At 66.7% G+C, this 26612-nt stretch carries 20 protein-coding genes; 18 read left to right on the top strand and 2 right to left on the bottom strand.

The window, feature by feature from the left end; all coding sequences use genetic code 11:
- The first annotated feature begins 9 nt into the window (after positions 1-9).
- The 15 genes from leuB (at position 10) to ACIGKL_RS21390 (ending at position 20879) form a co-directional block, all read left to right on the top strand.
- Positions 10-1089 carry a 3-isopropylmalate dehydrogenase gene (gene leuB, locus ACIGKL_RS21460; protein ID WP_397488454.1) on the top strand — a complete coding sequence of 360 codons (1080 nt, stop codon included), beginning with the start codon at positions 10-12 and terminating at the stop codon, positions 1087-1089.
- A 55-nt stretch (positions 1090-1144) separates the two neighbouring features.
- On the top strand, positions 1145-2257 hold the full coding sequence (gene asd, locus ACIGKL_RS21455) for an aspartate-semialdehyde dehydrogenase (protein ID WP_397488453.1): 1113 nt from the start codon (positions 1145-1147) through the stop codon (positions 2255-2257).
- Positions 2258-2438: 181 nt separating this feature from the next.
- Positions 2439-3449 carry an aspartate-semialdehyde dehydrogenase gene (locus ACIGKL_RS21450; protein ID WP_397488452.1) on the top strand — a complete coding sequence of 337 codons (1011 nt, stop codon included), beginning with the start codon at positions 2439-2441 and terminating at the stop codon, positions 3447-3449.
- Between the two features lie 155 nt (positions 3450-3604).
- Positions 3605-6454 (top strand): FimV/HubP family polar landmark protein, encoded by a 2850-nt coding sequence (locus ACIGKL_RS21445; RefSeq protein ID WP_397488451.1) that lies wholly within the window; start codon positions 3605-3607, stop codon positions 6452-6454.
- A gap of 8 nt (positions 6455-6462) precedes the next feature.
- Complete coding sequence (gene truA, locus ACIGKL_RS21440) at positions 6463-7326, top strand: tRNA pseudouridine(38-40) synthase TruA (RefSeq protein WP_397488450.1); 864 nt, start codon at positions 6463-6465, stop codon at positions 7324-7326.
- A gap of 43 nt (positions 7327-7369) precedes the next feature.
- Positions 7370-8005 carry a phosphoribosylanthranilate isomerase gene (locus tag ACIGKL_RS21435; RefSeq protein WP_397488449.1) on the top strand — a complete coding sequence of 212 codons (636 nt, stop codon included), beginning with the start codon at positions 7370-7372 and terminating at the stop codon, positions 8003-8005.
- Positions 8006-8122: 117 nt separating this feature from the next.
- Positions 8123-9007, top strand: coding sequence for an acetyl-CoA carboxylase, carboxyltransferase subunit beta (gene accD / locus ACIGKL_RS21430; protein WP_397488448.1), 885 nt, complete (start codon positions 8123-8125; stop codon positions 9005-9007).
- Positions 9004-10281, top strand: a complete 1278-nt coding sequence (gene folC / locus ACIGKL_RS21425) for a bifunctional tetrahydrofolate synthase/dihydrofolate synthase (RefSeq protein WP_397488447.1) — start codon at positions 9004-9006, stop codon at positions 10279-10281. Before accD ends, folC begins: the two co-directional genes overlap by 4 nt.
- Before the next feature lie 15 nt (positions 10282-10296).
- Positions 10297-10920 carry an SPOR domain-containing protein gene (locus ACIGKL_RS21420; protein WP_397488446.1) on the top strand — a complete coding sequence of 208 codons (624 nt, stop codon included), beginning with the start codon at positions 10297-10299 and terminating at the stop codon, positions 10918-10920.
- Positions 10921-11002: 82 nt separating this feature from the next.
- Positions 11003-11515 carry a CvpA family protein gene (locus ACIGKL_RS21415; protein ID WP_021444698.1) on the top strand — a complete coding sequence of 171 codons (513 nt, stop codon included), beginning with the start codon at positions 11003-11005 and terminating at the stop codon, positions 11513-11515.
- An 87-nt stretch (positions 11516-11602) separates the two neighbouring features.
- Positions 11603-13111 carry an amidophosphoribosyltransferase gene (purF, locus tag ACIGKL_RS21410; RefSeq protein ID WP_397488445.1) on the top strand — a complete coding sequence of 503 codons (1509 nt, stop codon included), beginning with the start codon at positions 11603-11605 and terminating at the stop codon, positions 13109-13111.
- A 138-nt stretch (positions 13112-13249) separates the two neighbouring features.
- Entirely contained in the window at positions 13250-14461 is a 1212-nt protein-coding gene (locus ACIGKL_RS21405; protein ID WP_397488444.1) for an O-succinylhomoserine sulfhydrylase, read from the top strand.
- Positions 14462-14463: 2 nt separating this feature from the next.
- Entirely contained in the window at positions 14464-15240 is a 777-nt protein-coding gene (locus ACIGKL_RS21400; RefSeq protein WP_397488443.1) for an SDR family oxidoreductase, read from the top strand.
- A 141-nt stretch (positions 15241-15381) separates the two neighbouring features.
- Positions 15382-17985, top strand: coding sequence for a LuxR C-terminal-related transcriptional regulator (locus tag ACIGKL_RS21395; RefSeq protein ID WP_397488442.1), 2604 nt, complete (start codon positions 15382-15384; stop codon positions 17983-17985).
- A gap of 149 nt (positions 17986-18134) precedes the next feature.
- A complete protein-coding gene (locus ACIGKL_RS21390) occupies positions 18135-20879 on the top strand; it encodes a peroxidase family protein (RefSeq protein WP_397488441.1) in 2745 nt (914 codons plus the stop codon).
- Between the two features lie 60 nt (positions 20880-20939).
- On the opposite strand, the gene ACIGKL_RS21385 is transcribed toward ACIGKL_RS21390, so the two are convergent.
- Positions 20940-22604 (bottom strand): electron transfer flavoprotein-ubiquinone oxidoreductase, encoded by a 1665-nt coding sequence (locus tag ACIGKL_RS21385; RefSeq protein WP_397488440.1) that lies wholly within the window; start codon positions 22602-22604, stop codon positions 20940-20942.
- A 324-nt stretch (positions 22605-22928) separates the two neighbouring features.
- On the opposite strand from ACIGKL_RS21385, the gene ACIGKL_RS21380 reads away from it, so the two are divergent.
- Complete coding sequence (locus ACIGKL_RS21380; protein ID WP_397488439.1) at positions 22929-23678, top strand: electron transfer flavoprotein subunit beta/FixA family protein; 750 nt, start codon at positions 22929-22931, stop codon at positions 23676-23678.
- A complete protein-coding gene (locus ACIGKL_RS21375) occupies positions 23679-24608 on the top strand; it encodes an electron transfer flavoprotein subunit alpha/FixB family protein (RefSeq protein WP_397488438.1) in 930 nt (309 codons plus the stop codon). It abuts the gene before it with no gap.
- 116 nt (positions 24609-24724) lie between these two features.
- Here ACIGKL_RS21375 and ACIGKL_RS21370 read toward each other — a convergent pair whose 3' ends face one another.
- Complete coding sequence (locus ACIGKL_RS21370; RefSeq protein WP_397488437.1) at positions 24725-25657, bottom strand: alpha/beta fold hydrolase; 933 nt, start codon at positions 25655-25657, stop codon at positions 24725-24727.
- Positions 25658-25773: 116 nt separating this feature from the next.
- Between ACIGKL_RS21370 and ACIGKL_RS21365 the strand changes: the two genes are divergently transcribed.
- Positions 25774-26607 carry a substrate-binding periplasmic protein gene (locus ACIGKL_RS21365; protein ID WP_397488436.1) on the top strand — a complete coding sequence of 278 codons (834 nt, stop codon included), beginning with the start codon at positions 25774-25776 and terminating at the stop codon, positions 26605-26607.
- Positions 26608-26612: the final 5 nt, after the last annotated feature.

The following is a 26612-nucleotide window of genomic DNA, read 5'->3' as shown; positions in this document are numbered from 1 at the left end:
GGAAATTTTATGAAACAGATTCTGGTTCTCCCTGGCGACGGCATTGGCCCGGAAATCATGGCCGAGGCGGTCAAGGTGCTGAACCTGGCCAACGACAAGTACGCCCTCGGCTTCGAGCTGAGCTTCGATGATCTGGGCGGCGCCGCCATCGACCGTTACGGCGTGCCGCTGGCCGACGAGACCCTGGCGCGTGCCCGCGCCGCCGATGCCGTGCTGCTCGGCGCCGTCGGCGGGCCGAAGTGGGACGCCATCGACCCGGCCATCCGCCCCGAGCGCGGCCTGCTGAAGATCCGTTCGCAACTGGGCCTGTTCGGCAATCTGCGTCCGGCCATCCTCTATCCGCAACTGGCCGAGGCTTCCAGCCTTAAGCCTGAGGTTGTGGCGGGGTTGGATATCCTTATCGTCCGTGAGCTGACCGGCGGCATCTACTTCGGCCAGCCGCGCGAGAGCAAGGTGCTGGAAAACGGCGAGCGCATGGCTTACGACACCCTGCCGTACAGCGAGAGCGAGATCCGTCGCATCGCCAAGGTCGGCTTCGACATGGCCATGGTGCGTAACAAGAAGCTCTGCTCGGTGGACAAGGCCAACGTGCTGGCCTCCAGCCAGCTGTGGCGCGCGGTGGTCGAGGAAGTGGCCAAGGATTATCCGCAGGTCGAGCTGAGCCACATGTACGTGGACAACGCCGCCATGCAGTTGGTGCGTGCGCCCAAGCAGTTCGACGTGATGGTCACCGACAACATGTTTGGTGACATTTTGTCCGATGAGGCTTCGATGCTCACCGGCTCCATCGGCATGCTGCCGTCGGCCTCCCTGGATTCCAACAACAAGGGCATGTACGAGCCGTGCCACGGCTCCGCGCCGGACATCGCCGGCAAGGGCATCGCCAACCCGCTGGCGACCATTCTCTCGGTCTCGATGATGCTGCGTTACAGCTTCGGCCAGGTCGCTGCCGCCGATGCCATCGAGAAAGCCGTGAGCCTGGTGCTGGATCAGGGCCTGCGTACCGGCGATATCTGGTCCGAAGGCACAACCCGCGTCGGTACCTCGGCCATGGGTGATGCGGTAGTCGAAGCGTTGCGTAGTCTGTAATCTTCCAGTCCCGCCGGGGTGGTTCCGGCGGGCTGCTTATATAGGTGTAGTCGTTATGAAACGTGTAGGTCTGATCGGTTGGCGTGGCATGGTCGGTTCCGTGCTCATGCAGCGCATGCTGGAAGAGCGGGACTTCGACCTGATCGAGCCGGTGTTCTTCACCACCTCCAATGTCGGCGGCCAGGGCCCGGCCATTGGCAAGGACATTGCCCCGCTGAAGGACGCCTACAGCATCGACGACCTGAAGGGCCTGGACGTGATCCTGACCTGCCAGGGCGGCGACTACACCAACGAAGTCTTCCCCAAGCTGCGCGAAGCCGGCTGGCAGGGCTACTGGATCGACGCGGCTTCCAGCCTGCGCATGGACGACAGCGCGGTGATCGTGCTCGATCCGGTCAACCGCAAGGTGATCGACCAGGCGCTGGACGCCGGCAGCAAGAACTATATCGGCGGCAACTGCACCGTCAGCCTGATGCTGATGGCCCTGGGCGGCCTGTATGAGGCCGGCCTGGTCGAGTGGATGAGCGCCATGACCTACCAGGCGGCGAGCGGAGCAGGGGCGCAGAACATGCGCGAGCTGATCAAGCAGATGGGCGCGATCAACGGCGCCGTCGCCGATGAACTGGCCGACCCGGCCAGCGCCATCCTCGACATCGACCGCAAGGTGGCCGAGGCCATGCGCGGCGACGCCTTCCCGGTGGACAACTTCGGCGTGCCGCTGGCCGGCAGCCTGATCCCCTATATCGACAAGGAACTGCCCAACGGCCAGAGCCGCGAAGAGTGGAAGGCCCAGGCCGAAACCAACAAGATTCTCGGCCGCTTCAAGAACCCGATCCCGGTCGACGGCATCTGCGTGCGCATCGGCGCCATGCGCTGCCACAGCCAGGCGCTGACCATCAAGCTGAACAAAGATGTGCCGATGGGCGACATCGAAGGCCTGATCAGCCAGCACAACCCCTGGGTCAAGCTGGTACCGAACAGCCGCGAAGCCAGCATTCGCGACCTCGGCCCGACCGCGGTCACCGGTACCCTGAGCGTGCCGGTCGGTCGTCTGCGCAAGCTCAACATGGGCTCGCAGTACCTCGGCGCCTTCACCGTCGGCGACCAGCTGTTGTGGGGCGCGGCCGAGCCGCTGCGGCGCATGCTGCGCATCCTGCTGGAGCGCTAAAGCCGCGCCGGCTGCACGCTGCAAAACAGCCTGAAAAGCCCCGCTGCCTCGGCAGCGGGGCTTTTTGCTTTTGGCGCACTTGCTCTGCGGCGCATGTCTGCGGGCCGGCGGGGTGCGGCCGATTGCCTGGGCGAGAGGGCGCGGTTACAGTGCGGCTCCTCCCGTGTCGCAGGTCCATCCCATGAGCCAGTCCTTCAATATCGCCCTGGTCGGCGCCACCGGTAGCATCGGCGAGGCGTTGGTCGAACTGCTCGAAGAGCGCGATTTTCCGGTCAAGGATCTGCACCTGCTGGCCAGCAGCGAGTCGGCCGGGCAGAGCCTGTCCTTTCGCGGACGCCAGGTGCGGGTCAGGTCGCTCGATGCCTTCGATTTCGCCCAGGTGCAGCTGGCCTTCTTCGCCGCCGGCGCCGATGTCACGCGTGCCCAGCACGAGCGGGTGTTGGCCGCGGGCTGCTCGCTGATCGACCTGAGCGCCGCCTTGCCGCTGAGTCAGGCGCCTTGCGTGCTACCCGAAGCCGGCCTGGACGGCTTGCCGGCGCGGCAGACACCCTGGTTGCTCAGTTCGCCGACGCCGTGCGCGGTGGCGACCGCGCTGGTGCTGACGGCGCTACGCCCGTTGCTGCAACCGCGCCAGGTGCAGTTGACCGCCATGCTGTCAGTGTCCACTCTCGGTCGCGGCGGGGTGCAGGAGTTGGCGCGGCAGACCGCCGAGTTGCTCAATGGCCGCCCGCTGGAACCCAAGGGCCTGGATCGACAGGTCGCGTTCAACCTGCTGGCGCAGGTCGGTGCGCTGGACGAGCAGGGCCATGCCGAACTGGAGAAGCGCCTGGCGAGCGAGCTGCAGCAGTTGCTCGGCGTGCCGGATCTGCCGGTATCGGCGACCTGCGTCCTGGCGCCGGTATTCTTCGGCGACAGCCTGACGCTCGGCGTGCAGGTCGATGGCGCGGTGGATGCGGCCGCCGTGTCGCGCTTGCTGGAAGCGGCGCCGGGGATCGAACTGGTGGCGGCGGGCGATTATCCGACGGCGGTGGGCGATGCGGTTGGCCAGGATCGGGTCTATGTCGGGCGCGTGCGCAGCGGCGTCAGCGATCCGCGGCAACTCAATTTGTGGATTGCGTCTGATAACGTGAGAAAAGGCGCCGCCCTGAATGCTGTGCAAATAGCCGAGTTATTGATAAAACACTATCTGTAAAAGATACTTACCTAGAAATTTGAAGAATCTTTCTAGCTTGGCAATACTGGCTGAGTTGATTGCTGAATGGGGAGCCGCTCCTGGGGCGGATGCAGGCAGCAGTTATCAAGACCCTCTCGCATGCCGAGAAAAAAGATAAAACAAGGGATAACGCTATGGTTCGGGTTCGCAAACTAGTGCTGGCAATTGCAGCGGCTTCGGCCCTGTCTTCCGGTATGGCGCATGCGCTGGGGTTGGGTGAAGTTACCCTGCAGTCCTCGCTGAATCAGCCGCTGGTAGCGGAAATTGAATTGCTGGAGGTGCGCGACCTGGCCTCCAACGAGGTGATTCCCAACCTGGCGTCCCCCGAAGAGTTCGTCAAGGCCGGTGTCGATCGCCAGTACTTTCTCACCGACCTGAAGTTCACCCCGGTACTCAAGCCCAATGGCAAGAGTGTGATTCGCGTCACTTCGAGCAAGGCGGTGCGCGAACCTTATCTGAACTTCCTGGTGGAAGTGCTCTGGCCGAATGGTCGGTTGCTGCGCGAATACACCCTGCTGCTCGACCCGCCGCTGTACTCCCCGCAAACCGCGGTGGCTGCCGCGCCGCAACTGCCGATCGCCGCGCCTGCCCCGGCGCCGCGTCCCGCCGTTGCGCCGGCGCCCGTCAGTGCCGCGCCGGCACCGGCTCCGCGTCCGGCTGCGCCGGCGCCGGCCTCGCGGGCCATTTCCGGCAACGAATACAAGACCACCGCCAACGACACCCTGTGGGAAATCGCCCAGCGCGTGGGCGGCGGCTCGGTCAATCAGACCATGCTGGCCATCCAGGACCTCAATCCGGACGCCTTTATCGGCGGCAATATCAACCGCATGAAGAGCGGCCAGGTACTGCGTCTGCCCGATCAGCAGCAGATCCGCAGCCGCAGCAGTGCCGAGGCCGTGGCTCAGGTCGCCGAACAGAACGCCGCCTGGCGCGAAGGGCGCGCCGTCGCCTCGCGTCAGCTGGATGCCACCCGCCGCACCACTGCCGGCGCAGCGCCGGCGACCGCACAAAGCGGCGATAGCCTGAAACTGGTGGCGGCCGAGGCCGGCAAGGCCACCAGCGGCAGCGACAGCGGTTCGGCCGACAGCAAGGCGCTGACCGACAAGCTGGCCGTGACCCAGGAGAGCCTCGACTCGACCCGGCGCGAGAACGCCGAACTGCAAGGCCGCGTCGGCGATCTGCAGAGCCAGCTGGACAAGCTGCAGCGTCTGATCGAACTCAAAGACAGCCAGTTGGCCAAGTTGCAGGCCGATATGGCGGCAGGTGCCGCCGCGCCGGCAGCGCCGGTCGCAACGGAGGAGGCGGCCAAACCGGCTGCCGAACCGGCGCCGCCGACCACGGAGGCGGCGACCCCGCCTGTTTCGCCGCCCGAGGGGGCGGCCCCCGACTACAACTACAACGAGGAGCCGGCAGCGCCTGTCGAAGACAGCGCCGCCGCGGCACCCGAACAGCCGGCCAGTGAGCCGGCTGCTGTCGTTGCACCGGCTGCCCCGGCCAAGGCGGTCGAACCGGCTAAGCCGGCCAAGCCGGAAGCGGCCAAACCAGCCAAGCCTGCCGCTCCTGCGCCGACTCCGGCGCCGGCCCCGCAAAGCTTTATCGACGACCTACTGGCCAACCCCATGACCCTGGGCCTGGCCGGTGGCGGCGCATTGCTGCTGCTGTTGGTCGGTCTGATGGCGCTGTCGCGGCGCAACGCGATGAAGGAAGCCGAACTGCACGAAGAGCTGGCCGACGAAATGGCGCAGGACGACAGCTTCGCCGTCGACCTCGACATGCCGGAAGATAACTTCGCCGGTCTCGGCGACGAGGCCAAGCCGGCTGCGCCGGCCGCAGCCGGCGAAGAACGGGTGACCGCGCAAACCGGCGATGCCCTGGGCGAAGCCGATATCTATATCGCCTACGGCCGCTTCAACCAGGCCGCCGAGTTGCTGCAGAACGCCATCAACGACGAGCCGCAGCGCAGCGACCTGCGTCTGAAGCTGATGGAGGTCTATGCCGAGCTGGGCGACCGCGAAGGTTTCGCCCGTCAGGACAACGAACTGCGCGAGATCGGCGGCGTCAATGCCGAGGCCGAACAGCTGAAGGCCAAGTACCCGGCCATGGCCGCCTTCGTCGGCGCCGGCAGCGTTGCCGCGGCGAGCGCCGCCGACGACCTGGGCGACTTCAGTCTCGACGACCTGAGCCTCGACGAGCCGAGCAGCGAGGCGCCGGCTGCCGCCGGCGGCGATCTGGACGACGCCTTCGATCTGAGCCTGGACGAACTGGAGGCGGACTTGGATCGCGACATGCAGGCCGCGCAGGGCGAGGCCGACAGCCTGTCGCTGGATGACGATCTGGACTTCGGTCTGGTCGACGAGCCGGCGACGGCAGCGGCCAGCGACGATCTGGACTTCGATCTGGCCCTGGACGACGACAAGGTCGAGCTGTCCCAGCCTGGCGACGACCTCGGCGAGTTCAGTCTGGAACTGGACGAGTCCGTTCCTGCTGCTGCCGACGAGGCCGACGATTTCCTCCTCAGTCTCGACGAAGACAGCGCGCCGGCAGCTGCCCAGCCCGCCGACGAGCTGGCCGATCTGAGCCTGGATCTGCCGGAAGACAGCGCGGCCGCCGATCTCGAACTGCCGGCGGATTTCGATCTGTCCCTCGGCGAGGAGCCGCAGGCGCAGCCCGAGGTCGAGGCCGACAGCTTCGCCGCGCAACTGGATGAGGTGACCGCCGAACTGGATCAGTTGGCCGGTAGCCTGGAACAGCCGGAGCAGGAGCTGCTGCAGCCGGTCGACAACCTGGCCGGCGAGCTGGATGGCGACGATGACTTCGACTTCCTCTCCGGCACCGACGAAACCGCGACCAAGCTGGATCTGGCGCGCGCCTATATCGACATGGGCGACACCGAAGGCGCTCGCGACATTCTCGACGAAGTGGTCGCCGAGGGCAGCGAGACCCAGCAACAGGAAGCCCGTGAGATGATTGCCAAGCTGGTTTGATGGATTCCATGTCTGATGCAGTACCTGTCGCGGCCGCCGAAATGGCGGCCGCTGGCTTTTCCAGAATCGCCCTCGGTCTCGAGTACAAGGGTGCGCGTTATCGCGGTTTCCAGCGCCAGGGCGGTAACGTGCCGTCGATCCAGGGTAGCTTGGAGACCGCACTGTCCAAGGTCGCAGGCGGTGCTGAAGTGAGCATCCTGTGCGCCGGGCGTACCGACGCTTCGGTGCACGCCAGCGGTCAGGTGGTGCACTTCGATACGCGTGTCGAACGTTCGCTGCATGCCTGGATCATGGGCGCCAACATGAATCTGCCCAGTGACATCAGCGTGACCTGGGCCAGGGTGATGCCGGCGCACTTCCATGCGCGCTTCTCGGCCATGGCGCGGCGCTATCGCTATGTGATCTACAACGATCCGATTCGTCCGGCGCACCTGGCCGAAGAGGTCACCTGGAATCACCGTCCGCTGGATGTTCGGCGCATGCAGGAGGCCGCGCTCGCCCTGGTCGGCACTCATGACTTCAGTGCCTTCCGCGCCGGCCGCTGCCAGGCCAAATCGCCGATCAAGACGGTGCATCACCTGCAGGTCATCGAGCATGGCCGCTTTATCGTGCTGGATATCCGCGCCAACGCCTTCCTGCATCACATGGTGCGCAATATTGCCGGCGTGCTGATGGCCATCGGCGCCGGCGAGCGCCCGGTGGACTGGACGCGCGAGGTGCTGGAGCGCGGCGAGCGCCGCACTGGCGGGGTGACCGCGCACCCCTACGGCCTGTACCTGGTGCAGGTGGAGTATCCGGACGAGTTCGAGTTGCCGCAGCGCTACCTCGGCCCGCATTTCCTGTCCGCGCTGGCGGACGTGCGGCAGGTCTAGGCCTTTGCTACCATCCAGCGCTTTGCAGCAGGGGAGTACGCCCGTGTCAGTCGTGCGCAGCAAGATCTGCGGCATCACCCGCATCGAGGACGCCCTGGCGGCGGTGGCGGCAGGGGCCGATGCCATCGGCCTGGTGTTCTATGCGAAAAGCCCGCGGGCGGTCAGCGTCGAGCAGGCGGCTGCGATCCTGCAGACGCTGCCGCCTTTCGTGACCAGCGTCGGCCTGTTCGTCGATATGCCGCGCGCCGAATTGCAGACGTTGTTGCAGCGCCTGCCGCTGGATCTGCTGCAGTTTCACGGCGACGAGTCTCCGGTCGACTGCGAGGGGCATGGTCGTCCCTACATCAAGGCCCTGCGCGTGCGCCCCGGCGAGGACGTGGCGGCGGCGATGGCGCCCTATGCCGGTGCGCGCGGCATCCTGCTGGACACCTTCGTCGAGGGCGTGCCCGGCGGCACCGGTGCCACCTTCGACTGGGCACTGGTACCGCGCCAGGCCGCCAAGTCGATCATCCTCGCCGGCGGCCTTGAGGCGGATAACGTGGCGGCGGCGATCCGCCAGGTGCGACCCTATGCGGTGGACGTCAGCGGCGGCGTCGAGGCGAGCAAAGGCATAAAGGATGCAGGCAAGATTCGCGCGTTCGTGCAGGCAGTGCGCGACGCCGGATGTGACGACGCCTGAGGCGCGGCCGTCCATTAGCCTGTCACGCCGCCAACGGCGGTGGAAACGAATTGCTGGCGGTGGGCGCCCACAGGTGAGCCGCCCCACCCGAACCAACGGTTATGGAGAAATGACAGCATGAGCAACTGGTTGGTAGACAAACTCATCCCCTCGATCATGCGTTCCGAGGTGAAAAAGAGCTCGGTGCCCGAGGGGCTGTGGCACAAATGTCCGTCCTGCGAAGCCGTGCTCTATCGTCCCGAACTGGAAAAGACTCTCGACGTCTGCCCCAAGTGCAACCACCACATGCGCATCGGCGCGCGCGCCCGTCTCGACCTGTTCCTCGATGCCGACGGCCGCGAGGAAATCGGCGCCGAGCTGGAGCCGGTGGACCGCCTGAAGTTCCGCGACAGCAAGAAGTACAAGGATCGCCTGGCTGCGGCGCAGAAGCAGACCGGCGAGAAGGACGCGCTGATCGCCATGCGCGGCACCCTCGAAGGCATGCCGATCGCCGTCTGCGCCTTCGAGTTCTCCTTCATGGGCGGCTCCATGGGCGCCATCGTCGGCGAGCGTTTCGTCCAGGCCGCCAACGTCGCCCTGGAGCAGCGCTGCCCGCTGGTGTGCTTCTCCGCTTCCGGCGGTGCGCGTATGCAGGAGGCGCTGATCTCGCTGATGCAGATGGCCAAGACCTCGGCCGCCCTGGCACGCCTGCGCGAAGAGGGTCTGCCGTTCGTCTCCGTGCTGACCGACCCGGTCTACGGCGGTGTCTCCGCCAGCCTGGCCATGCTTGGCGACGTGATCGTGGCCGAGCCCAAGGCGCTGATCGGCTTCGCCGGCCCGCGGGTGATCGAGCAGACCGTGCGCGAGAAGCTGCCGGAAGGCTTCCAGCGCAGCGAGTTCCTCATCGAGCACGGCGCCATCGACATGATCATTTCGCGTAACGAGCTGCGTCCGCGTCTGGCGCGCCTGCTCGCGCAACTGATGAATCGCCCCTCTCCGGTTGCCCTGCCGGCCACGGCATGACCGAGCGCAGCCTGGGCGACTGGCTCGCCTACCTCGAGCAGCTGCATCCCTCGGCCATCGACATGGGCCTGGAGCGCTCGCGCGGGGTGGCACAGCGCCTCGGCCTGGGCAAGCCGGCGCCGCTGGTGATCACGGTGACCGGCACCAACGGCAAGGGCTCGACCTGCGCCTTTGTCGCCAGCCTGCTGCGCGCGCAGGGGCGCCGGGTCGGCGTCTACAGCTCGCCGCATCTGCTGCGTTATAACGAGCGGGTGGTCATCGATGGCCGCGAGGCCAGCGATGCCGAGCTGTGCCAGGCCTTCGCCGCGGTCGAGGCGGCGCGCGGCGAGACCTCCCTGACCTATTTCGAAATGGGCACCCTGGCGGCCTTCTGGCTGTTCGAGCGCGCGGCGCTGGATGCCGTGGTGCTGGAGGTGGGGCTGGGCGGCCGGCTGGATGCGGTGAACCTGGTCGACGCCGACCTGGCGCTGGTCACCAGCATCGGCCTGGATCATGCCGACTGGCTGGGCGACACGCGCGAGTCGGTGGCCTTCGAGAAGGCCGGCATCCTGCGCGCCGGCAAGCCCGCGCTGTGCGGCGATCTCGATCCGCCGCAGCCGCTGCTCGATCAGGTGGCGCGGCTGGATGCGCCGCTGTTTCTGCGCGGCCGCGATTACGACCTGAGTATCGGCGCGCAGGCCTGGTCCTGGTACGGCCTCGATGCGCGTGGGCAGGTGCTGCGCCTGGAGCAACTGCCGCTGCTCGATCTGCCGATGGAAAATGCCGCCCTGGCGCTGCAGGCCTATGCCTTGCTGGAACTGCCCTGGGACGCCGCGCAGATCGCCCAGGCGCTGGCGGCGACGCGGGTTGCCGGGCGTCTGGACCGGCGCACGCTGGATTGGCGAGGCAAGTCACTCACACTGTTGCTCGATGTTGGGCATAATCCCCATGCCGCCGAGTACCTGGCGCAGCGTCTGCAAGCCCGGCCGCCGAGTGGGCGCCGTTGGGCGGTGTTCGGTCTGTTGGCCGACAAGGACCTGCCCGGGGTGGTGGCGCCGCTGCTCGATCAGGTTGCCGGCTGGGCCGTGGCACCGCTGGCTACGCCGCGTTCGCGCCCGGCCGCCGAGCTGGCCGCGCAGTTGCAGGCCCGCGGGGCGGCGGTGACGCTGCACGCGGACGTGCGCGCCGCGCTGGAGGCCCAGTGCGAGCAGGCGGCGCCCGGCGACGAGATTCTGCTGTTCGGATCGTTTTTCTGCGTGGCCGAGGCCCTGGACTGGCTGGCCCGCCCAGCTTGAAAGGGGAGTAGGGGGATGGCATTGCTGGACAAGGGACTCAAGCAGCGTATGGTCGGCGCGCTGGTGCTGGTGGCGCTGGCGGTGATTTTCCTGCCGATGCTGCTGTCGCGCGAGGACGAGATGCGCCGCGTGGTGGTGGATGCGCCGGCGATGCCGCAGGCGCCGGCGATGGCGGAAATCGTCGTGCAGCCGGCCGAGGTGGTCGAACCCGAAGCCCTGCCGCAGGAGCCGATTCCGCCCGAGGAGGCGCCGTCGCAACCGCTGGAGACGCCGGCGCAGCCCGAGGTGCAGCCGGCACCAGCAGCACCAGCCCCGGCGCCGAGCCAGCCCGAAGCGGCCAAGGCCGAGACGCTCGCCAGCGCGCCGACCAAGCCCGCCAGTCGCCTGGACGCCAACAGTCTGCCGATCAGCTGGTCGGTGCAGCTGGCCAGCCTGTCCAGCCGCAGCGGCGCGGAAAACCTGCAGAAGACCCTGCGCAGCCAGGGCTACAACGCCTATATCCGCACCTTCGACGGCATGAACCGGGTGTTCGTCGGCCCGCTGATCGAGCGCGCCGAGGCCGAGCGTCTGCGCGACCAGCTCAATCGCCAGCACAAGCTCAGCGGTTTCGTCGTGCGTTTCCAGCCCGAGGCCGGTTGAGAACAGGACTTTGCAACGCCCGGTTACCCGATGCGCCGGGCTCTGCTAAAATGCTCCGCCTTTTCCGCTGGTAGGCCGCGCCGTGGTATTCACCTGGGTCGATTGGGCGATCATCGCCGTCATCGCCGTCTCGAGTTTGATCAGCCTCAAGCGTGGCTTCGTCAAGGAAGCCCTGTCGCTGCTGACCTGGATCATCGCGGGCATAGTCGCCTGGATGTTCGGCGGCGCGCTGGCCCAGCACCTCGTCGAGTTCATCGAAACCCCGTCCGCGCGGGTGATCGCCGCCTGTGCCATTCTGTTCGTCGCCACCTTGCTGGTCGGCGCTCTGGTCAATTTCCTCATCGGCGAGCTGATCCGCGTGACCGGCTTGTCCGGCACCGACCGTTTCCTCGGCATGGTGTTCGGCGCCGCCCGCGGCGGTCTGTTGGTGGTGCTGCTGGTCGGGCTGATCAGCCTGGCGCCGGTGGAGCAGGATACGTGGTGGCAGCAGTCGCAACTGGTGCCGCATTTTCTGATGGTCGCCGACTGGTCGAAGAACCTCATTCTGGGGTGGTCCGGTCAGTGGTTTTCCGGTGGCATCGGCTCACCCAGCTGATCCGCCTTAAAAGAGCGCCTGCCCTGGCCCAAACCGCCGTGGCAGGCGCTGAAGTTAGCCTGAACTATCTAGCAGGGGTCGTGGCACATGTGTGGCATCGTCGGTATCGTCGGCAAGTCGAACGTCAATCAGGCGCTGTATGACGCGCTCACCGTCCTTCAGCATCGCGGCCAGGACGCTGCCGGCATCGTCACCAGCCATGATGGCCGGCTGTTCCTGCGCAAGGACAACGGCCTGGTGCGCGACGTGTTCCAGCAGCGCCACATGCAGCGCCTGGTCGGCCACATGGGCATCGGCCACGTGCGCTACCCCACCGCCGGCAGCTCCAGTTCGGCCGAGGCGCAGCCGTTCTACGTCAACTCGCCCTACGGCATCACCCTGGCGCACAACGGCAACCTGACCAACGTCGAGCAGTTGGCCAAGGAAATCTACGAGTCCGACCTGCGCCACGTGAACACCAACTCCGACTCGGAAGTGCTGCTCAACGTGTTCGCCCACGAGCTGGCCCAGCGCGGCAAGCTGCAGCCGACCGAGGAAGACGTGTTCGCCGCGGTCAGTCACGTGCACGAGCGCTGCCTGGGCGGCTATGCGGTGGTGGCGATGATCACCGGTTACGGCATCGTCGGTTTCCGCGACCCCAACGGCATTCGTCCGATCGTCTTCGGTCAGCGTCACACCGACGAAGGCGTCGAATACATGATCGCTTCCGAGAGCGTGTCGCTGGACGTGCTTGGCTTCACCCTGATCCGCGACCTGGCGCCGGGCGAGGCGGTGTACATCACCGAGGAAGGCAAGCTGTTCACCCGGCAGTGCGCGCAGAGCCCGAAATACGCGCCGTGCATCTTCGAGCACGTCTACCTGGCGCGCCCGGATTCGATCATGGATGGCATCTCGGTGTACAAGGCGCGCCTGCGCATGGGCGAGAAGCTGGCCGACAAGATCCTCCGCGAGCGTCCGCAGCACGACATCGACGTGGTCATCCCGATTCCCGACACCAGCCGCACCGCCGCCCTGGAACTGGCCAACCGCCTGGGCGTGAAGTTCCGCGAAGGCTTCGTCAAGAACCGCTACATCGGTCGTACCTTCATCATGCCCGGCCAGGCGGCGCGCAAGAAATCCGTGCGGCAGAAGCTCAACGCCATCGAGCTGGAGTTCCGCGGCAAGAACGTGATGCTGGTGGACGACTCCATCGTCCGTGGCACCACCTGCAAGCAGATCATCCAGATGGCCCGTGAAGCCGGGGCGAAGAACGTCTATTTCTGCTCGGCGGCGCCGGCGGTGCGTTATCCGAACGTGTACGGCATCGATATGCCCAGCGCCCACGAGCTGATCGCCCACGGCCGCAGCACCGAGGAGGTCTGCGAGCTGATCGGTGCCGACTGGCTGGTCTATCAGGACCTGCCGGACCTGATCGAGGCGGTCAGCGGCAGCAAGAAGATCAAGATCGACAACTTCGACTGCGCGGTGTTCGACGGCAAGTACGTCACCGGCGACGTCGACGAGGCCTACCTGGACAAGATCGAGCAGGCGCGCAACGACGCCAGCAAGGTCAAGTCGCAGGCGGTCAGCGCCATCATCGATCTGTATAACAATTGACTCGGGCGGGCAGGGCAGGTCCCTGTCCGTTTTGATGGGGCGCATGGCGCACCCCGGCCCGTAGCCCGGATGCAATCCGGGGGATATCACAGAGGATTTCCCGGATTGCATCCGGGCTACATTGCGTGAGGTAGCGATATGACACTGGAATGGGAAGCCGGCAGGCTCGATAGCGATCTCGACGGCGTAGGCTTCGACACCCTGGCGGTGCGCGCCGGCCAGCGCCGCTCGCCCGAGGGCGAGCACGGCGAGGCGCTGTTCCTCACCTCCAGCTACGTGTTCCGCACCGCCGCCGATGCCGCCGCCCGCTTTGCCGGCGAGGTGCCGGGCAACGTCTACTCGCGCTACACCAACCCCACCGTGCGCACCTTCGAGGAGCGCATCGCCGCCCTGGAAGGCGCCGAACAGGCGGTGGCCACCGCGTCGGGCATGTCGGCGATCCTCGCCATCGTCATGAGCCTGTGCAGCGGCGGCGACCATGTGCTGGTCTCGCGCAGCGTGTTCGGTTCCACCATCAGTCTGTTCGAGAAGTACCTCAAGCGCTTCGGCGTCGAGGTCGACTACGTGCCGCTGGCCGACCTGGATGCCTGGCAGGCGGCGTTCAAGGCCAACACCAAGCTGCTGTTCGTCGAGTCGCCCTCCAACCCGCTGGCCGAGCTGGTGGATATCGCCGCCCTGGCCGAGATCGCCCACGCCCGTGGCGCGCTGCTGGCGGTGGACAACTGCTTCTGCACCCCGGCGCTGCAGCAGCCGCTGGCGCTGGGCGCCGATATCGTCATGCACTCGGCGACCAAGTACATCGACGGCCAGGGCCGTGGCCTCGGTGGCGTGGTGGCCGGCCGCGCCGAGCAGATGAAGGAAGTGGTGGGCTTTCTGCGTACCGCCGGCCCGACCTTGAGTCCGTTCAATGCCTGGTTGTTCCTCAAGGGCCTGGAAACCCTGCGCATCCGCATGCAGGCGCAGAGCGACAGCGCCCTGCAGCTGGCCCTGTGGCTGGAGCAGCAACCGCAGGTCGAGCGGGTCTACTACGCCGGTCTGCCCAGCCATCCGCAGCACGAGCTGGCGAAAAAGCAGCAGAGCGCCTTCGGTGCGGTGCTCAGCTTCGAGGTGGCGGGCGGTCGCGACGCCGCCTGGAAGGTGATCGACGCCACTCGGGTGATCTCCATCACCACCAACCTGGGCGACACCAAGACCACCATCGCCCACCCGGCGACCACTTCGCACGGCCGCCTGACCCCGCAGGAGCGGGCCAATGCCGGCATTCGCGACAGCCTGATCCGCGTCGCCGTGGGCCTGGAAGACCTGGCCGACCTCAAGGCCGATCTGGCGCGCGGCCTGGCCGCGCTCTGAGCATGCTGGAGTGGGGCAGCGGCACCGCGCCGAGTAATGGCCGGGTCGCGCTGGTCAGCGGCGCGGCCCGCGGCATCGGCCTGGGCATCGCAGCCTGGCTGATCACCGAGGGCTGGCAGGTGGTGCTGGCCGACGTCGACCGCGAGCGTGGCGCGAAGGTGGCACGCGCCCTGGGCGACAACGCCTGGTTCGTCGCCATGGACGTGGCCAAGGAGGATCAGGTCAGCGTCGGCGTGGCCGAGGTGCTCGGCCAGTTCGGCCGCCTCGACGCGCTGGTGTGTAACGCCGCCATCGCCGACCCGCACAACCCGCCGCTGGAGGCGCTCGACCTCAGGCGCTGGAATCGCCTGCTGGCGGTCAACCTGACCGGCGCCATGCTCCTGGCCAAGCATTGCGCGCCTTACCTGCGCGGGCATCGCGGCGCCATCGTCAATATCGCCTCGACCCGCGCCAGCCAGTCCGAGGCCAACTGCGAGGCCTATGCGGCGAGCAAGGGCGGCCTGCTCGCGCTGACCCACGCGCTGGCCGTCAGCCTCGGCCCGGAGGTGCGGGTCAATTGCGTCAGCCCCGGCTGGATCGATGCCCGCGACCCCTCGCAGCAGCGCCGCGAGCCGCTGTCGGTGTTCGATCACGCACAGCACCCGGTCGGTCGGGTCGGCACGGTGGAGGATGTCGCCGCCCAGGTCGCCTGGCTGCTGTCCGATGCCGCCGGCTTCGTCACCGGCCAGGAATTCGTGGTCGACGGCGGCATGAGCCGCAAGATGATCTACCAGAACTGACACCCCTATCCTTCGGTGGGTTGCGCCGAAGCTCCCGATCCCTTCGCTTTTTCGCCGCGGCGCCTTGGCTATCATCCAGGCCCGGCTGCGCCGCGGTGCGTGCGCCGAACAACAATAACGACAAGCCTGAGGTGTTCGCCCATGGCCAGCCGCGAAGGGCCCGTCGCGTCCGTCGAGGGCGTGGTGCGCCACGACCTGCTGCAGCGTCTCGAGCGTTGCCGGCAACTGCCCCTGACCCTGTTGCTGGCGCCCGCCGGCGCCGGTAAGTCGACCCTGCTCGAGCACTGGCGCCGTTTGTGCGGGCCCAGCTGTCTGGCGCATATCGGCCTGCAGGCGCGCGACAACCAGCCGCAGCGCTTCTTCCGTCGCCTGATCGAAGCCTTGCGCGCCTGTCAGCCGGCCTTCGACACGTCCTGGTTCGACCCGCTGGAGCTGCCCATGCAGCAGGCGCCCGATTGCGTCGGCGAGGCCCTGGGCGAGGCGCTGGCGCGTGTGCCGGAGGAGCTGTTCATCCTCCTCGACGACTTCCAGTACATCGATTCGCCGGCCATAGTCGCGGTGCTCCAGGCGCTGCTGGAGCGCCCGCCGGGCAACGTCCACTGGCTGATCGCCAGCCGCAACCAACCCGCCTTCGGCCTGGCCCAGCTCAAGCTGGGCGGGCGCCTGCATTGCCTCGACCAGCACGACCTGCGCCTGGATGCGGCGCAGGTGCGCCAGCTCAATGCCTACCTGGGCGGCGGCGAGCTGAGCGACGATTACGTCGCCAGCCTGCTGGCGATGACCGAGGGCTGGCTGGGCGGCATCAAGGTGGCCCTGCTGGCCTACGCCCGCTACGGCGTGCGCGCGTTGGAGCGTTTCGACGGCGGCCAGCCGGACATCGTCGACTACTTCGGTCACGTGGTGCTGCGCCAGCTGTCGCCGGAGCTGCGCGACTTCTTCCTCTGCAGCGCGATCTTCGAGCGTTTCGACGGCGAGGCCTGCGACCGCGTCCTGCAGCGCAGCGGTTCGGCGTTGCTGCTGGAGCAGTTGGCGGCGCGCCAGCTGTTCATGCTGCCGGTGGCGCCGGGGTGGTTCCGCTACCACGCGCTGCTGCACGATTTCCTCGCCCGCCGCCTGCAGGTCGAGCGGCCGCTGCTGATCGGCGAGCTGCATCGGCGCGCCTGCCGGCATTTCCTGGCGCTGGGCGAGTACGAGCAGGGCGCCCAGCATGCCCTGCGTAGCGGCGACCGGGCGCTGCTGCGGGCGACCCTGCAGCAGGCCTGCGCCAGCTGGCTGGCGGCCGGTCAGTTCGGCGAGATGCTCAAGTGGCTGGAGCTTTTGCAGGAGGCCGAGCTGCAGGCCGAGCCGGGCCTGGGCAAGCTGTTGATCGCGGCGCTGACCCTGTCGCGGCGTTTCCACCAGGCGCGCTACCACCTCGAACAGACGCCGCTGGACGAGCTGAGCCGGGAGTTTCTCGAGCAGCAGTTGCTGCTGTTCCAGGAAGAGCGCCTGGACGGCGCCGACGCGCTCTGGCAGCGCCTGAGCGCCGCGCAGACGCCGCTCGAGGCGCGCGCCATGGCGCTGTGCATGCTGGCCTATCGTGACCTGCTCGGCGGTCAGCTGCGCCAGGCCCTGCGCCAGGCCGGCCAGGCCAAGGCGCTGCTGGCGCAGGGTGGCCAGGGTTTTCTGGAGAGCTACGCCGACCTGATCATCGCCCTGGGCGAGCGCCATGCCGGGCGCGCCACCAGCGCGCGCAAGGTGGTCTGCGCCGACTACCAGCGCACCGAGCGCCAGGCACCGGCCTGGGTCAATCGCGCCACGGCGATGGTGGTGGCGCTGTACGAGCAGAACCAGCTGGGCCAGGCGCAGCAGCTCAGCGAAGACCTGATCGCCAGCCTCAACGCCTCGTCCGCTACCGAGGCCATCGCCACGGTGCACATCATCCTCGCCCGCCTGCTGCACCGGCGCGGCCAGACGGCCGGCGCCAATCGCCTGCTGGAGCGCCTCGGCGGCATTCTCAGCCTGGGTCGCTATGCGCGCTTCGACGGCCAGCTGGCCCAGGAGGCGATGCGCCAGGCCTATGTCGACGGCCGCCAGGCGAGGCTGGAGAACCTGGCGCAGCGCTATCGCCTGGGCGAGCGCCTGGAGCGCGGCGACTGGGCGCAGGTGCGTGACTACGACGAGGCCTGGGAGCGCCTGGGCCTGGCCTGCGTCTACTGGCTGTGCGGGCGCGGCGCCCAGGGCCGGGCGCTGCGCCTGTTGCGTGTGCTGGTGCAGGCGCTGCGGCGCAGCGAGATGCGCGCCCGGGCGCTGGTCGCCGAAGCCCTGCTGCTGGCCCTAGGCGCCGCCGAGCAGCCGCGCCGCCTGCAACTGGCGGCGCTGCGGCAACTGGTGGAGGACTACGGCATCGTCAACATCGGCCGCTCGGTGTTCGACGAGGCGCCGGGCTTCGCCAGCCAGGTACTGGGCCTGGTGCGCGCCGGCCAACTGGCCATCCCCGAGCGCTACCGCGACTCCTACGGCGAGTTCTTTCCGCGCGATCGGCAGTTGTCCAGCGAGGTCGAGGCGCTGCCGGAGCGGCTGACCGACAAGGAGGTGGAGATCGTCGAATGCCTGGTGGCGGGGCTGTCCAACCAGCAGATCAGCGACCGCACCGGCATCGCCCTGTCCACCACCAAATGGCACCTGAAGAATATCTACGCCAAGCTCGACGTCAGCAGCCGCACCCAGGCGATCCTCAAGGTGCGGCCGCTGGCCGGGGATTGAGGCCGTTCGGCCCGGCGCCGGCCATTTTCCGAGGCTCCCCCCTCCCGGGGAAGGGGGGGAGGGCGAGGCGACTCCCGTTAGGCTCCGCGATGCCGCACTGCAGCGGCCTGCGCTCGGCGCGGACAACAACAAGAATGGGAGATATCGCTATGTCGGTATGGGTCACCTGGCCAGCCTTGACCAAGCTGGGAACACTGGGCGTCGTCTCGGGCCTGCTGGTGCTGGCGGTCGAACGCCAGGCACTGTTCGAGAACAACCTCTTCGACGTCGAGGACTACAGTCGCTACAACCCGCAGATCGTCTGCGACGCCCGCAGCCTGACGGCGCGCACCGAGGACGGCACCTGCAACATCCTCGACAACCCGGCCGAGGGCTCGGTGTACCGGCGTTTCGGGCGCAACGTCGACCCGGCGGTGACCCACGGCGAGACCGCCACGCTGCTGACGCCCAACCCGCGCGACGTGAGCAACAGCCTGATGGCGCGCGAGGAGTTCAAGCCGGCGCCGAGCCTGAACTTCATCGCCGCCGCCTGGATTCAGTTCATGGTCCACGACTGGTTCGATCACGGCCCCAACGCCGAGGCCGATCCCATCCAGTTCCCTTTGCCTGCCGGCGACGTGCTCGGCAGCGGCAGCATGTCGGTGCGTCGTACCCAGCCCGATCCGAGCCGCAGCGCCGGTGAGTCGGCCAAGCCGCAGACCTATCGCAACCACAACACCCACTGGTGGGACGGCTCGCAGCTGTACGGCAGCAGCACCGCGGTCAACGACAAGGTGCGCGCCTTCGAGGGCGGCCGGCTCAAGGTCAACCCGGACGGCAGCCTGCCCAGCGAACTGCTCAGCGGCAAGCCGGTCACCGGCTTCAACGAAAACTGGTGGCTGGGCCTGAGCATGCTGCACCAACTGTTCACCCTCGAGCACAACGCCATCGCCCGGCGCCTGCAGCAGGCCTACCCGAACCAGAGCGACCAGTGGCTGTACGATCGCGCGCGGCTGATCAACTCGGCGCTGATGGCCAAGATCCACACCGTCGAATGGACCCCGGCGGTGATCGCCAACCCGATCACCGAGCGCGCGATGTACGCCAACTGGTGGGGGCTGCTCGGCCAGGGCGGCCCGCGCGACGACTACCAGGCCGAGGTGCGTCAGTTGCAGCAGGACCTGGCGCGCTCCGACTCCTTCGTCAAGCGCATCCTCGGCTTCGACCCCAATGTCGCCCCGGGCGTCGGTAACTCGGCGCTCGACCACGCCCTCGGCGGCATCGTCGGCACCACCGCGCCGAACAACTACGGCGTGCCCTTCACCCTCACCGAGGAATTCGTCGCGGTGTACCGCATGCACCCGCTGATGCGCGACGACGTGCAGGTCTACGACATCGGTTCGAACCTGGTGTCGCGGCGCATTCCGATCCAGCACACCCGCGACCGCGACGCCGAGCAGCTGCTCGCCAGCGAGCGCGCCGACCGCCTGTGGTACTCCTTCGGCATCACCAACCCGGGCTCGCTGACCCTCCACAACTACCCGAACTTCCTGCGCAACCTGTCGATGCCGCTGGTGGGCAATATCGACCTGGCCGCCATCGACGTGCTGCGCGACCGCGAGCGCGGCGTGCCGCGCTACAACGAGTTCCGCCGGCAGATCGGCCTCAACCCGATCACCAAGTTCGAGGATCTGACCAAGGACGCCGCCACCCTGGCGCAGCTCAAGCGCCTGTATGGCAACGATATCGAGCAGATCGACACCCTGGTCGGCCAACTGGCCGAGACCGTGCGCCCCGACGGCTTCGCCTTCGGCGAGACGGCGTTCCAGATCTTCATCATGAACGCCTCGCGGCGGCTGATGGCCGACCGCTTCTTCACCAAGGACTACCGCCCCGAGGTCTACACCCAGGAAGGCATCGACTGGGTCGAGCACACCAGCATGGTCGACGTGCTGCGGCGGCATAACCCGCAGTTGCTGAGCAGCCTGGTCGGCGTGGAAAACGCCTTCAAGCCCTGGGGCCTGAACATCCCCGAGGATTACGAGAACTGGCCGGCGGCCAACAAGCTGGAGAACCTCTGGGTCAACGGCGCGTTGCGCAGTCAGTATCCCGCGGGCCAACTGCCGGCGTTGCAGCCGGTGGACGTCGGCGGACTGATCGGCTCGATCCTGTGGAAGAAGGTGCGCGAACGCAGCGACGTGGCGCCGCCCGGCTACCAGAAACCCATCCATGCCCATGGCGCAATGGCCAAGGTGCGTTTCGTGCCGGTGCCGAACAACGGCTACAGCGGCCTGTTCCAGGGTGCCGACAGCGGCCTGTTGCGCCTGTCGCTGACCGGTGCGCCGGAGGATCGCGGCTTCGCCCCGGGGCTGGCGTGGAAGGCCTTCGTCGACGGCCAGCCGTCGCAGAACGTCTCGGCGCTCTACACCCTGAGCGGGCAGGGCGGCAATCACGACTTCTTCGCCAACGAGCTGTCGCAGTACGTGCTGCCGGAAGCCAACGACACCCTGGGCACTACCATTCTGTTTGCCAGCGTCAGCGCCAAGCCGACCCTGCTGCGCCTGGAGGACATGGCCGAGGTCGCCCAGGACGGCACGGCGGTGAGCCAGGCCAAGGCGCCGACGCAGATCTACTTCGTGCCGCGCGCCGAGGTGAAGAACCGCTTCGCCGCCACCCCGCACGATTTTCGCGAGGATCTGCTGAGCCTGGCGGAGGGCACCAAGCTGTACGACGTCTACGCCACCTCGATGGAGATCAAGACCTCGATCCTGCCGTCGATCAGCCGCAACTACGCCAACCAGCGCCGTGCCAGCGCGCGCAAGATCGGCGAACTGCAGCTGACCTCGGCCTTCGTCGCCTCGGCCTTCGGCGACAATGGCGTGTTCTTCAAGCACCAGCGTCACGAAGACCGCTGATACCAACTGGTAGATAAACAAAAGGGCTCCCGCGGGAGCCCTTTTGCATGGACAGACGAACTACATGTTGGGGTAGTTCGGCCCGCCTGTGCCTTCCGGCGCGACCCAGGTGATGTTCTGCGCCGGGTCCTTGATATCGCAGGTCTTGCAGTGCACGCAGTTCTGCGCGTTGATCTGGAAGCGCTTCTCGCCGTCTTCCTGGGTCACCACCTCGTACACGCCGGCCGGGCAGTAGCGCTGCGCCGGTTCGTCGTACAGCGGCAGGTTCTTCGCCAGCGGGATGCTCGGGTCGCTGAGCTTGAGGTGGCAGGGCTGCTCTTCTTCGTGGTTGGTGTTGGAGAGGAACACCGAACTCAGTTTGTCGAAGCTCAGTTTGCCGTCCGGTTTCGGGTAGGCGATCTTCGCGCACGCGGCGGCCGGCTTCAGGCAGGCGTAGTCCGGCTTGTTATCGTGCAGGGTGAAGGGCGCCTTGCCGCCGAAGACGTTCTGGTCCAGCCAGTTGATGCCGCCGCCGACGATGGCGCCGTACTTGTGGATGGCCGCGCCGAAGTTGCGGCTGCGGAACAGTTCGTCGTATAGCCAGCTGGCCTTGAAGCCTTCGACATAGCCGTTCAGCTCGTCGCCGCCTGCGCCGCCGCCGAGCAGGGCCTGGGCCACGGCGTCCGCCGCGAGCATGCCGGACTTCATCGCAGTGTGGCTGCCCTTGATCTTGGCGAAGTTCAGGGTGCCGAGGTCGCAGCCGATCAGCGCGCCGCCGGGGAAGACCATCTTCGGCAGCGAATTGAGGCCGCCCTTGCAGATGGCGCGAGCGCCGTAGGCCACGCGCTTGCCGCCTTCCAGGTACTGGGCGATTACCGGATGGTGCTTGTAGCGCTGGAATTCGTCGAACGGCGACAGGTGCGGGTTGGCGTAGGACAGGTCGATGATCAGACCGACCACCACCTGGTTGTTCTCCAGGTGATAGAGGAAGGAGCCACCGGTGTTCTCGGTGCCCATGATGTCCATCGGCCAGCCGGCGGTGTGCACCACCAGGCCCTGCTCGTGCTTGGCCGGGTCGATGTCCCAGATTTCCTTGATGCCGATGCCGTAGTGCTGGGCGTCGGCTTCGCTGTCGAGCTTGTACTTGTTGATCAGCTGCTTGCCGATATGGCCACGGCAGCCTTCGGCGAACAGGGTGTACTTGCCGCGCAGTTCCATGCCCGGGGTGTAGTAGCCTTCCTTGGGGTTGCCTTCGCGGTCGACGCCCAGGTCGCCGGTGACGATGCCGCGCACCACGCCATTGTCGTCGATCAGCGCTTCCTGGGCGGCGAAGCCGGGATAGACCTCCACGCCGAGGTTTTCCGCCTGCTGGGCCAGCCAGCGGCACAGGTTGCCCAGGGAAATGATGTAGTTGCCTTCGTTGTGCATGGTTTTCGGCACAAAGAAGTCGGGAATTCGGGTAGCCTTGTCGGCGTCGCGCAGCAGGTAGATGTCGTCGCGCTTGACCGGGGTATTGAGCGGGGCGCCGAGCTCTTTCCAGTCGGGGAAGAGTTCGTTCAGGGCGCGCGGCTCGAACACCGCACCAGAGAGGATATGAGCGCCGACTTCGGAGCCTTTCTCGACCACGCAGACGCTGATCTCCTGGCCCGCTTCGGCGGCTTTCTGCTTCAGTCGGCAGGCGGCGGACAGGCCGGACGGGCCGGCGCCGACGATGACGACGTCGAACTCCATAAATTCGCGTTCCACAGGCTATCTCCTACTCAAGGCTCTTCGATATTTTATGTTGGAGGGCGCGGCTCGGTCCCTAAGCGATGCGGGCGCATTATATCTACACCCTCCCAACGGGCCAATACAAACGTTTGTTTGAATTTTCTGTAGGCCTGTTAGAATCCTACTACATCGCGGATGACCGGCCGGTTCGCTGTATTGACCGAGCCAGGCCGCGGGGTCAAGATACGGGCGGTTTTGCGCTCGCCGTCTGGGCTGAAAGGTCGGTTCCGGCCGATTTTGCATCACCGGCCAGGCTCGCCTTGGCGACATTCTTATTCACCGGAGAGTAACGAGGAATCCATGAAGGTTCTTGTAGCTGTCAAACGAGTGGTTGACTACAACGTCAAGGTTCGCGTCAAGGCGGACAACAGCGGCGTCGACCTCGCCAACGTCAAGATGTCGATGAACCCCTTCTGCGAGATCGCCGTGGAAGAAGCCGTACGCCTGAAGGAAAAGGGCGTGGCGAGCGAGATCGTCGTCGTCTCCATCGGCCCGGCCACCGCTCAGGAGCAGCTGCGCACCGCGCTGGCCCTCGGTGCCGACCGCGCCATCCTGGTCGAGTCCAACGACGAGCTGAACTCCCTGGCCGTGGCCAAGCTGCTCAAGGCAGTGGTCGACCAGGAGCAGCCGCAGCTGGTGATCATGGGCAAGCAGGCCATCGACAGCGACAACAACCAGACCGGCCAGATGCTCGGCGCGCTGACCGGTTTCGGCCAGGGCACCTTCGCCTCCAAGGTCGAGGTGGCTGGCGACAAGGTCAACGTTACCCGTGAGATCGATGGCGGTCTGCAGACCGTTGCGCTGAACCTGCCGGCGATCGTCACCACCGACCTGCGCCTGAACGAGCCGCGCTATGCGTCGCTGCCGAACATCATGAAGGCCAAGAAGAAGCCGCTGGAAACCGTTACCCCGGACGCTCTGGGCGTTTCCACCGCCTCCACCGTCAAGACCCTGAAAGTCGAAGCGCCGGCTGCTCGCAGCGCTGGCATCAAGGTCAAGTCCGTGGCTGAACTGGTCGAGAAACTGAAGAACGAGGCGAAGGTAATCTAAATGACTATCCTGGTTATCGCTGAACACACCAATGCCGCCCTGGCTGCCGCGACCCTGAACACCGTTGCCGCTGCCGCCAAGATCGGTGGCGACATCCACGTACTGGTTGCCGGTAGCGCCTGTGGCGCTGCTGCCGAAGCCGCTGCCAAGATCGCCGGCGTAGCCAAGGTGCTGGTGGCCGACAACGCCGCCTATGCCCATCAGCTGCCGGAAAACGTTGCGCCGCTGGTAGCCGAGCTGGGCAAAAGCTACAGCCACGTCCTGGCTGCCGCCACCAGCAACGGCAAGAACATCCTGCCGCGCGTCGCCGCCGCCCTGGACGTCGACCAGATCTCCGAGATCATCGCCGTCGAGAGCGCCGACACCTTCAAGCGTCCGATCTACGCCGGCAACGCCATCGCCACCGTGCAGTCCTCGGCTGCCGTCAAGGTGATCACCGTGCGCAGCACCGGTTTCGACGCCGTTGCCGCCGAAGGCGGCAGCGCCGCCGTTGAAGCGGTTTCCGGCCCGGCTGACGCCGGCAAGTCCGCCTTCGTTGGCGAAGAACTGGCCAAGTCCGACCGTCCGGAACTGACCGCTGCCAAGATCGTCGTTTCCGGCGGCCGTGGCATGGGCAATGGCGACAACTTCAAGCACCTCTACGCGCTGGCCGACAAGCTCGGCGCCGCCGTCGGCGCCTCGCGCGCCGCGGTCGACGCCGGCTTCGTGCCGAACGACATGCAGGTCGGTCAGACCGGCAAGATCGTCGCGCCGCAGCTGTACATCGCCGTCGGTATCTCCGGCGCAATCCAGCACCTGGCGGGTATGAAGGACTCCAAGGTGATCGTCGCGATCAACAAGGACGAAGAGGCGCCGATCTTCCAGGTGGCCGACTACGGCCTGGTCGCCGACCTGTTCGAAGCCGTGCCGGAGCTGGAAAAGCTGGTCTAAGCCGCTTTCTCCGCTGCGAAAAAACCCGCTCCTTGGAGCGGGTTTTTTATTGGCGATCGGTCAAGTGCGAGGGGCCTCGTAGGGTGTGCCGCGCGCACCATTGCGGGTTGAATGACTCACGGCGACGTCAGCCCCTCGAGAAAACGCCGGTAGAGTAGGGCGCTTTCCTGCGGCCGCTCCAGCATCGGCGCATGGCCGACGCCCGGCATCACCACTACGCTGGGCTGGCGCAGCAGCGGCCGCATCACCTCGATGCTGGATACATGCAGCACGCGATCCTGCTCGCCCCACAGCAGCAGCGTCGGCGCCTGGATCTTTGGCAGTTCCGGCTCCAACGGGATATAGCGCTCGTACAATTGCTGGAATACCCGCTCATGGTGCTCGCGGTTGGCCATCGAGCGTTCGGCCAGGTGGCGCTTGAGCGACCCGGGCAGGTAGGGTGGTTCGACGAAGACGAACTGCAGCAGGCGCTGGAAGTCTTGCGGCTGCCGCACCACCAGCGGGTTGGGCGCGCCGCGTTCGAGCAGTTCGAAGAGTTCGCTCTTGCTCGGTGCCTCGACCCCGGCATTGTCCAGCAGCGCCAGCGAGCGCACCCGCTGCGGGTAGCGCGCGGCAAAGAGGGCGGCGATATGCCCGCCCATGGAGTTGCCCAGCAGATGGGCGCGGTCGATGCCCAGCGCGTCGAGGATGCTCGCCAGGCGTTCGGCCTGGGTGCCGACGTCGTAGCTGCCGACGGGGCGGTCGCTGTCGCCGAAGCCGGGCAGGTCGAGGGCGATCACCCGGTAGCGATCCGTGAGGTGGCGGGAAAAGCGCAGCCAGTTATCCTTGTCCGCGGCGAAGCCGTGGATCAGCACCAGGGTTTCGCCCTTTGCCGGCCCTCCCTGGTAGTAATGGATGTTAAGATCGCCGGCACGCAGCTGTTCGTGGCTTAGCCCGGCACGCTGCTGCTCGATCAGGCGCAGGCTGGCCAGCTGGGTCGCCGGAAAGAAGTAGAGCGTCGCGGCAGCAGCGGCGAGCAGCAGCATCAGGCCGAACAGCAGTTTTTTCATGGCGCGTCCTTATCGCGAATTATTATGGCGGCGCCATTAAGCTAGCATGAACACGGACGGTTTCCGGGGCTTGCCCGCCATCCTTAGTCGATCACCGCATGAACCGAGAGTAGCCAATGCCCAAGCGTTGTCTGTTTAAGTCCCTGCTGCTGTGGCTCGCCCTGGCGCTGATGCCGGCAGCCGCCCTGGCGGTGGGCAAGTGCGAGCGCCTGGTGGCGACCGGCAACCCCGAGTATCCGCCCTACCTGTGGCGCGATCCGCAGAATCCGCAGCAGCTGATCGGCGCCAATGCCGACCTGCTCAAGCACCTGGCCAAGGAGCTCGGTCTGGTGGTGGACGTGATCCACACCGGCCCCTGGTCGCGGGCGCAGGACGAGGTGCGCACCGGGCGGGTCGACCTGATCGCCGGCGCCTTCCTCACCCTGCCGCGTCTGGAACACATGGACTACGTGCACCCGGCGTTCTTTTTCACGCCCAGCGTGGTCTGGGTGCGCAAGGGCGAAGGTTTCCCCTACGGCAGCTGGATCGATCTGCAGGGTCGTACCGGCGACACCCTGGTGGGCAACAGCTTCGGCCAGCAGTTCGATACCTACGCCAAGCAGCACCTGACCCTGGAAGGCGTGTCCAGCCTGACCCAAGCGTTCCAGAAGCTGCTGCTCGGGCGCACCGACTACGTGCTCTACGAGCGCTACCCGGGCCTGGCGCTGGCCGAAACCCTGGGCATGGACGACGATTTGGAGGTGCTGGAACCGCCGATCTCCAGCGAAGGTCTGTTCCTCACCCTGTCGCATAACTCGGCGTGCAACGAGCCCTGGCTGCGCGGACAGCTGGCGCGGAAAATGACAGAATTAGTCGCCGCCGGCCTGCCCGAGCAGCTGCTGCAGCGCAACCTGGAGCTGTGGAAGGCCCAGCAGATGCAGCCCGACCCGGTCGGCGACGTCAATCAGTAGGAAAC

Origin of the sequence: Pseudomonas sp. NPDC077186 (assembly GCF_044543505.1) — a bacterium.
GTDB lineage: Bacteria > Pseudomonadota > Gammaproteobacteria > Pseudomonadales > Pseudomonadaceae > Aquipseudomonas.
The sequence above is the reverse complement of the archived record's forward strand: the minus strand, read 5'-3'. Positions and strand labels throughout refer to the sequence as shown.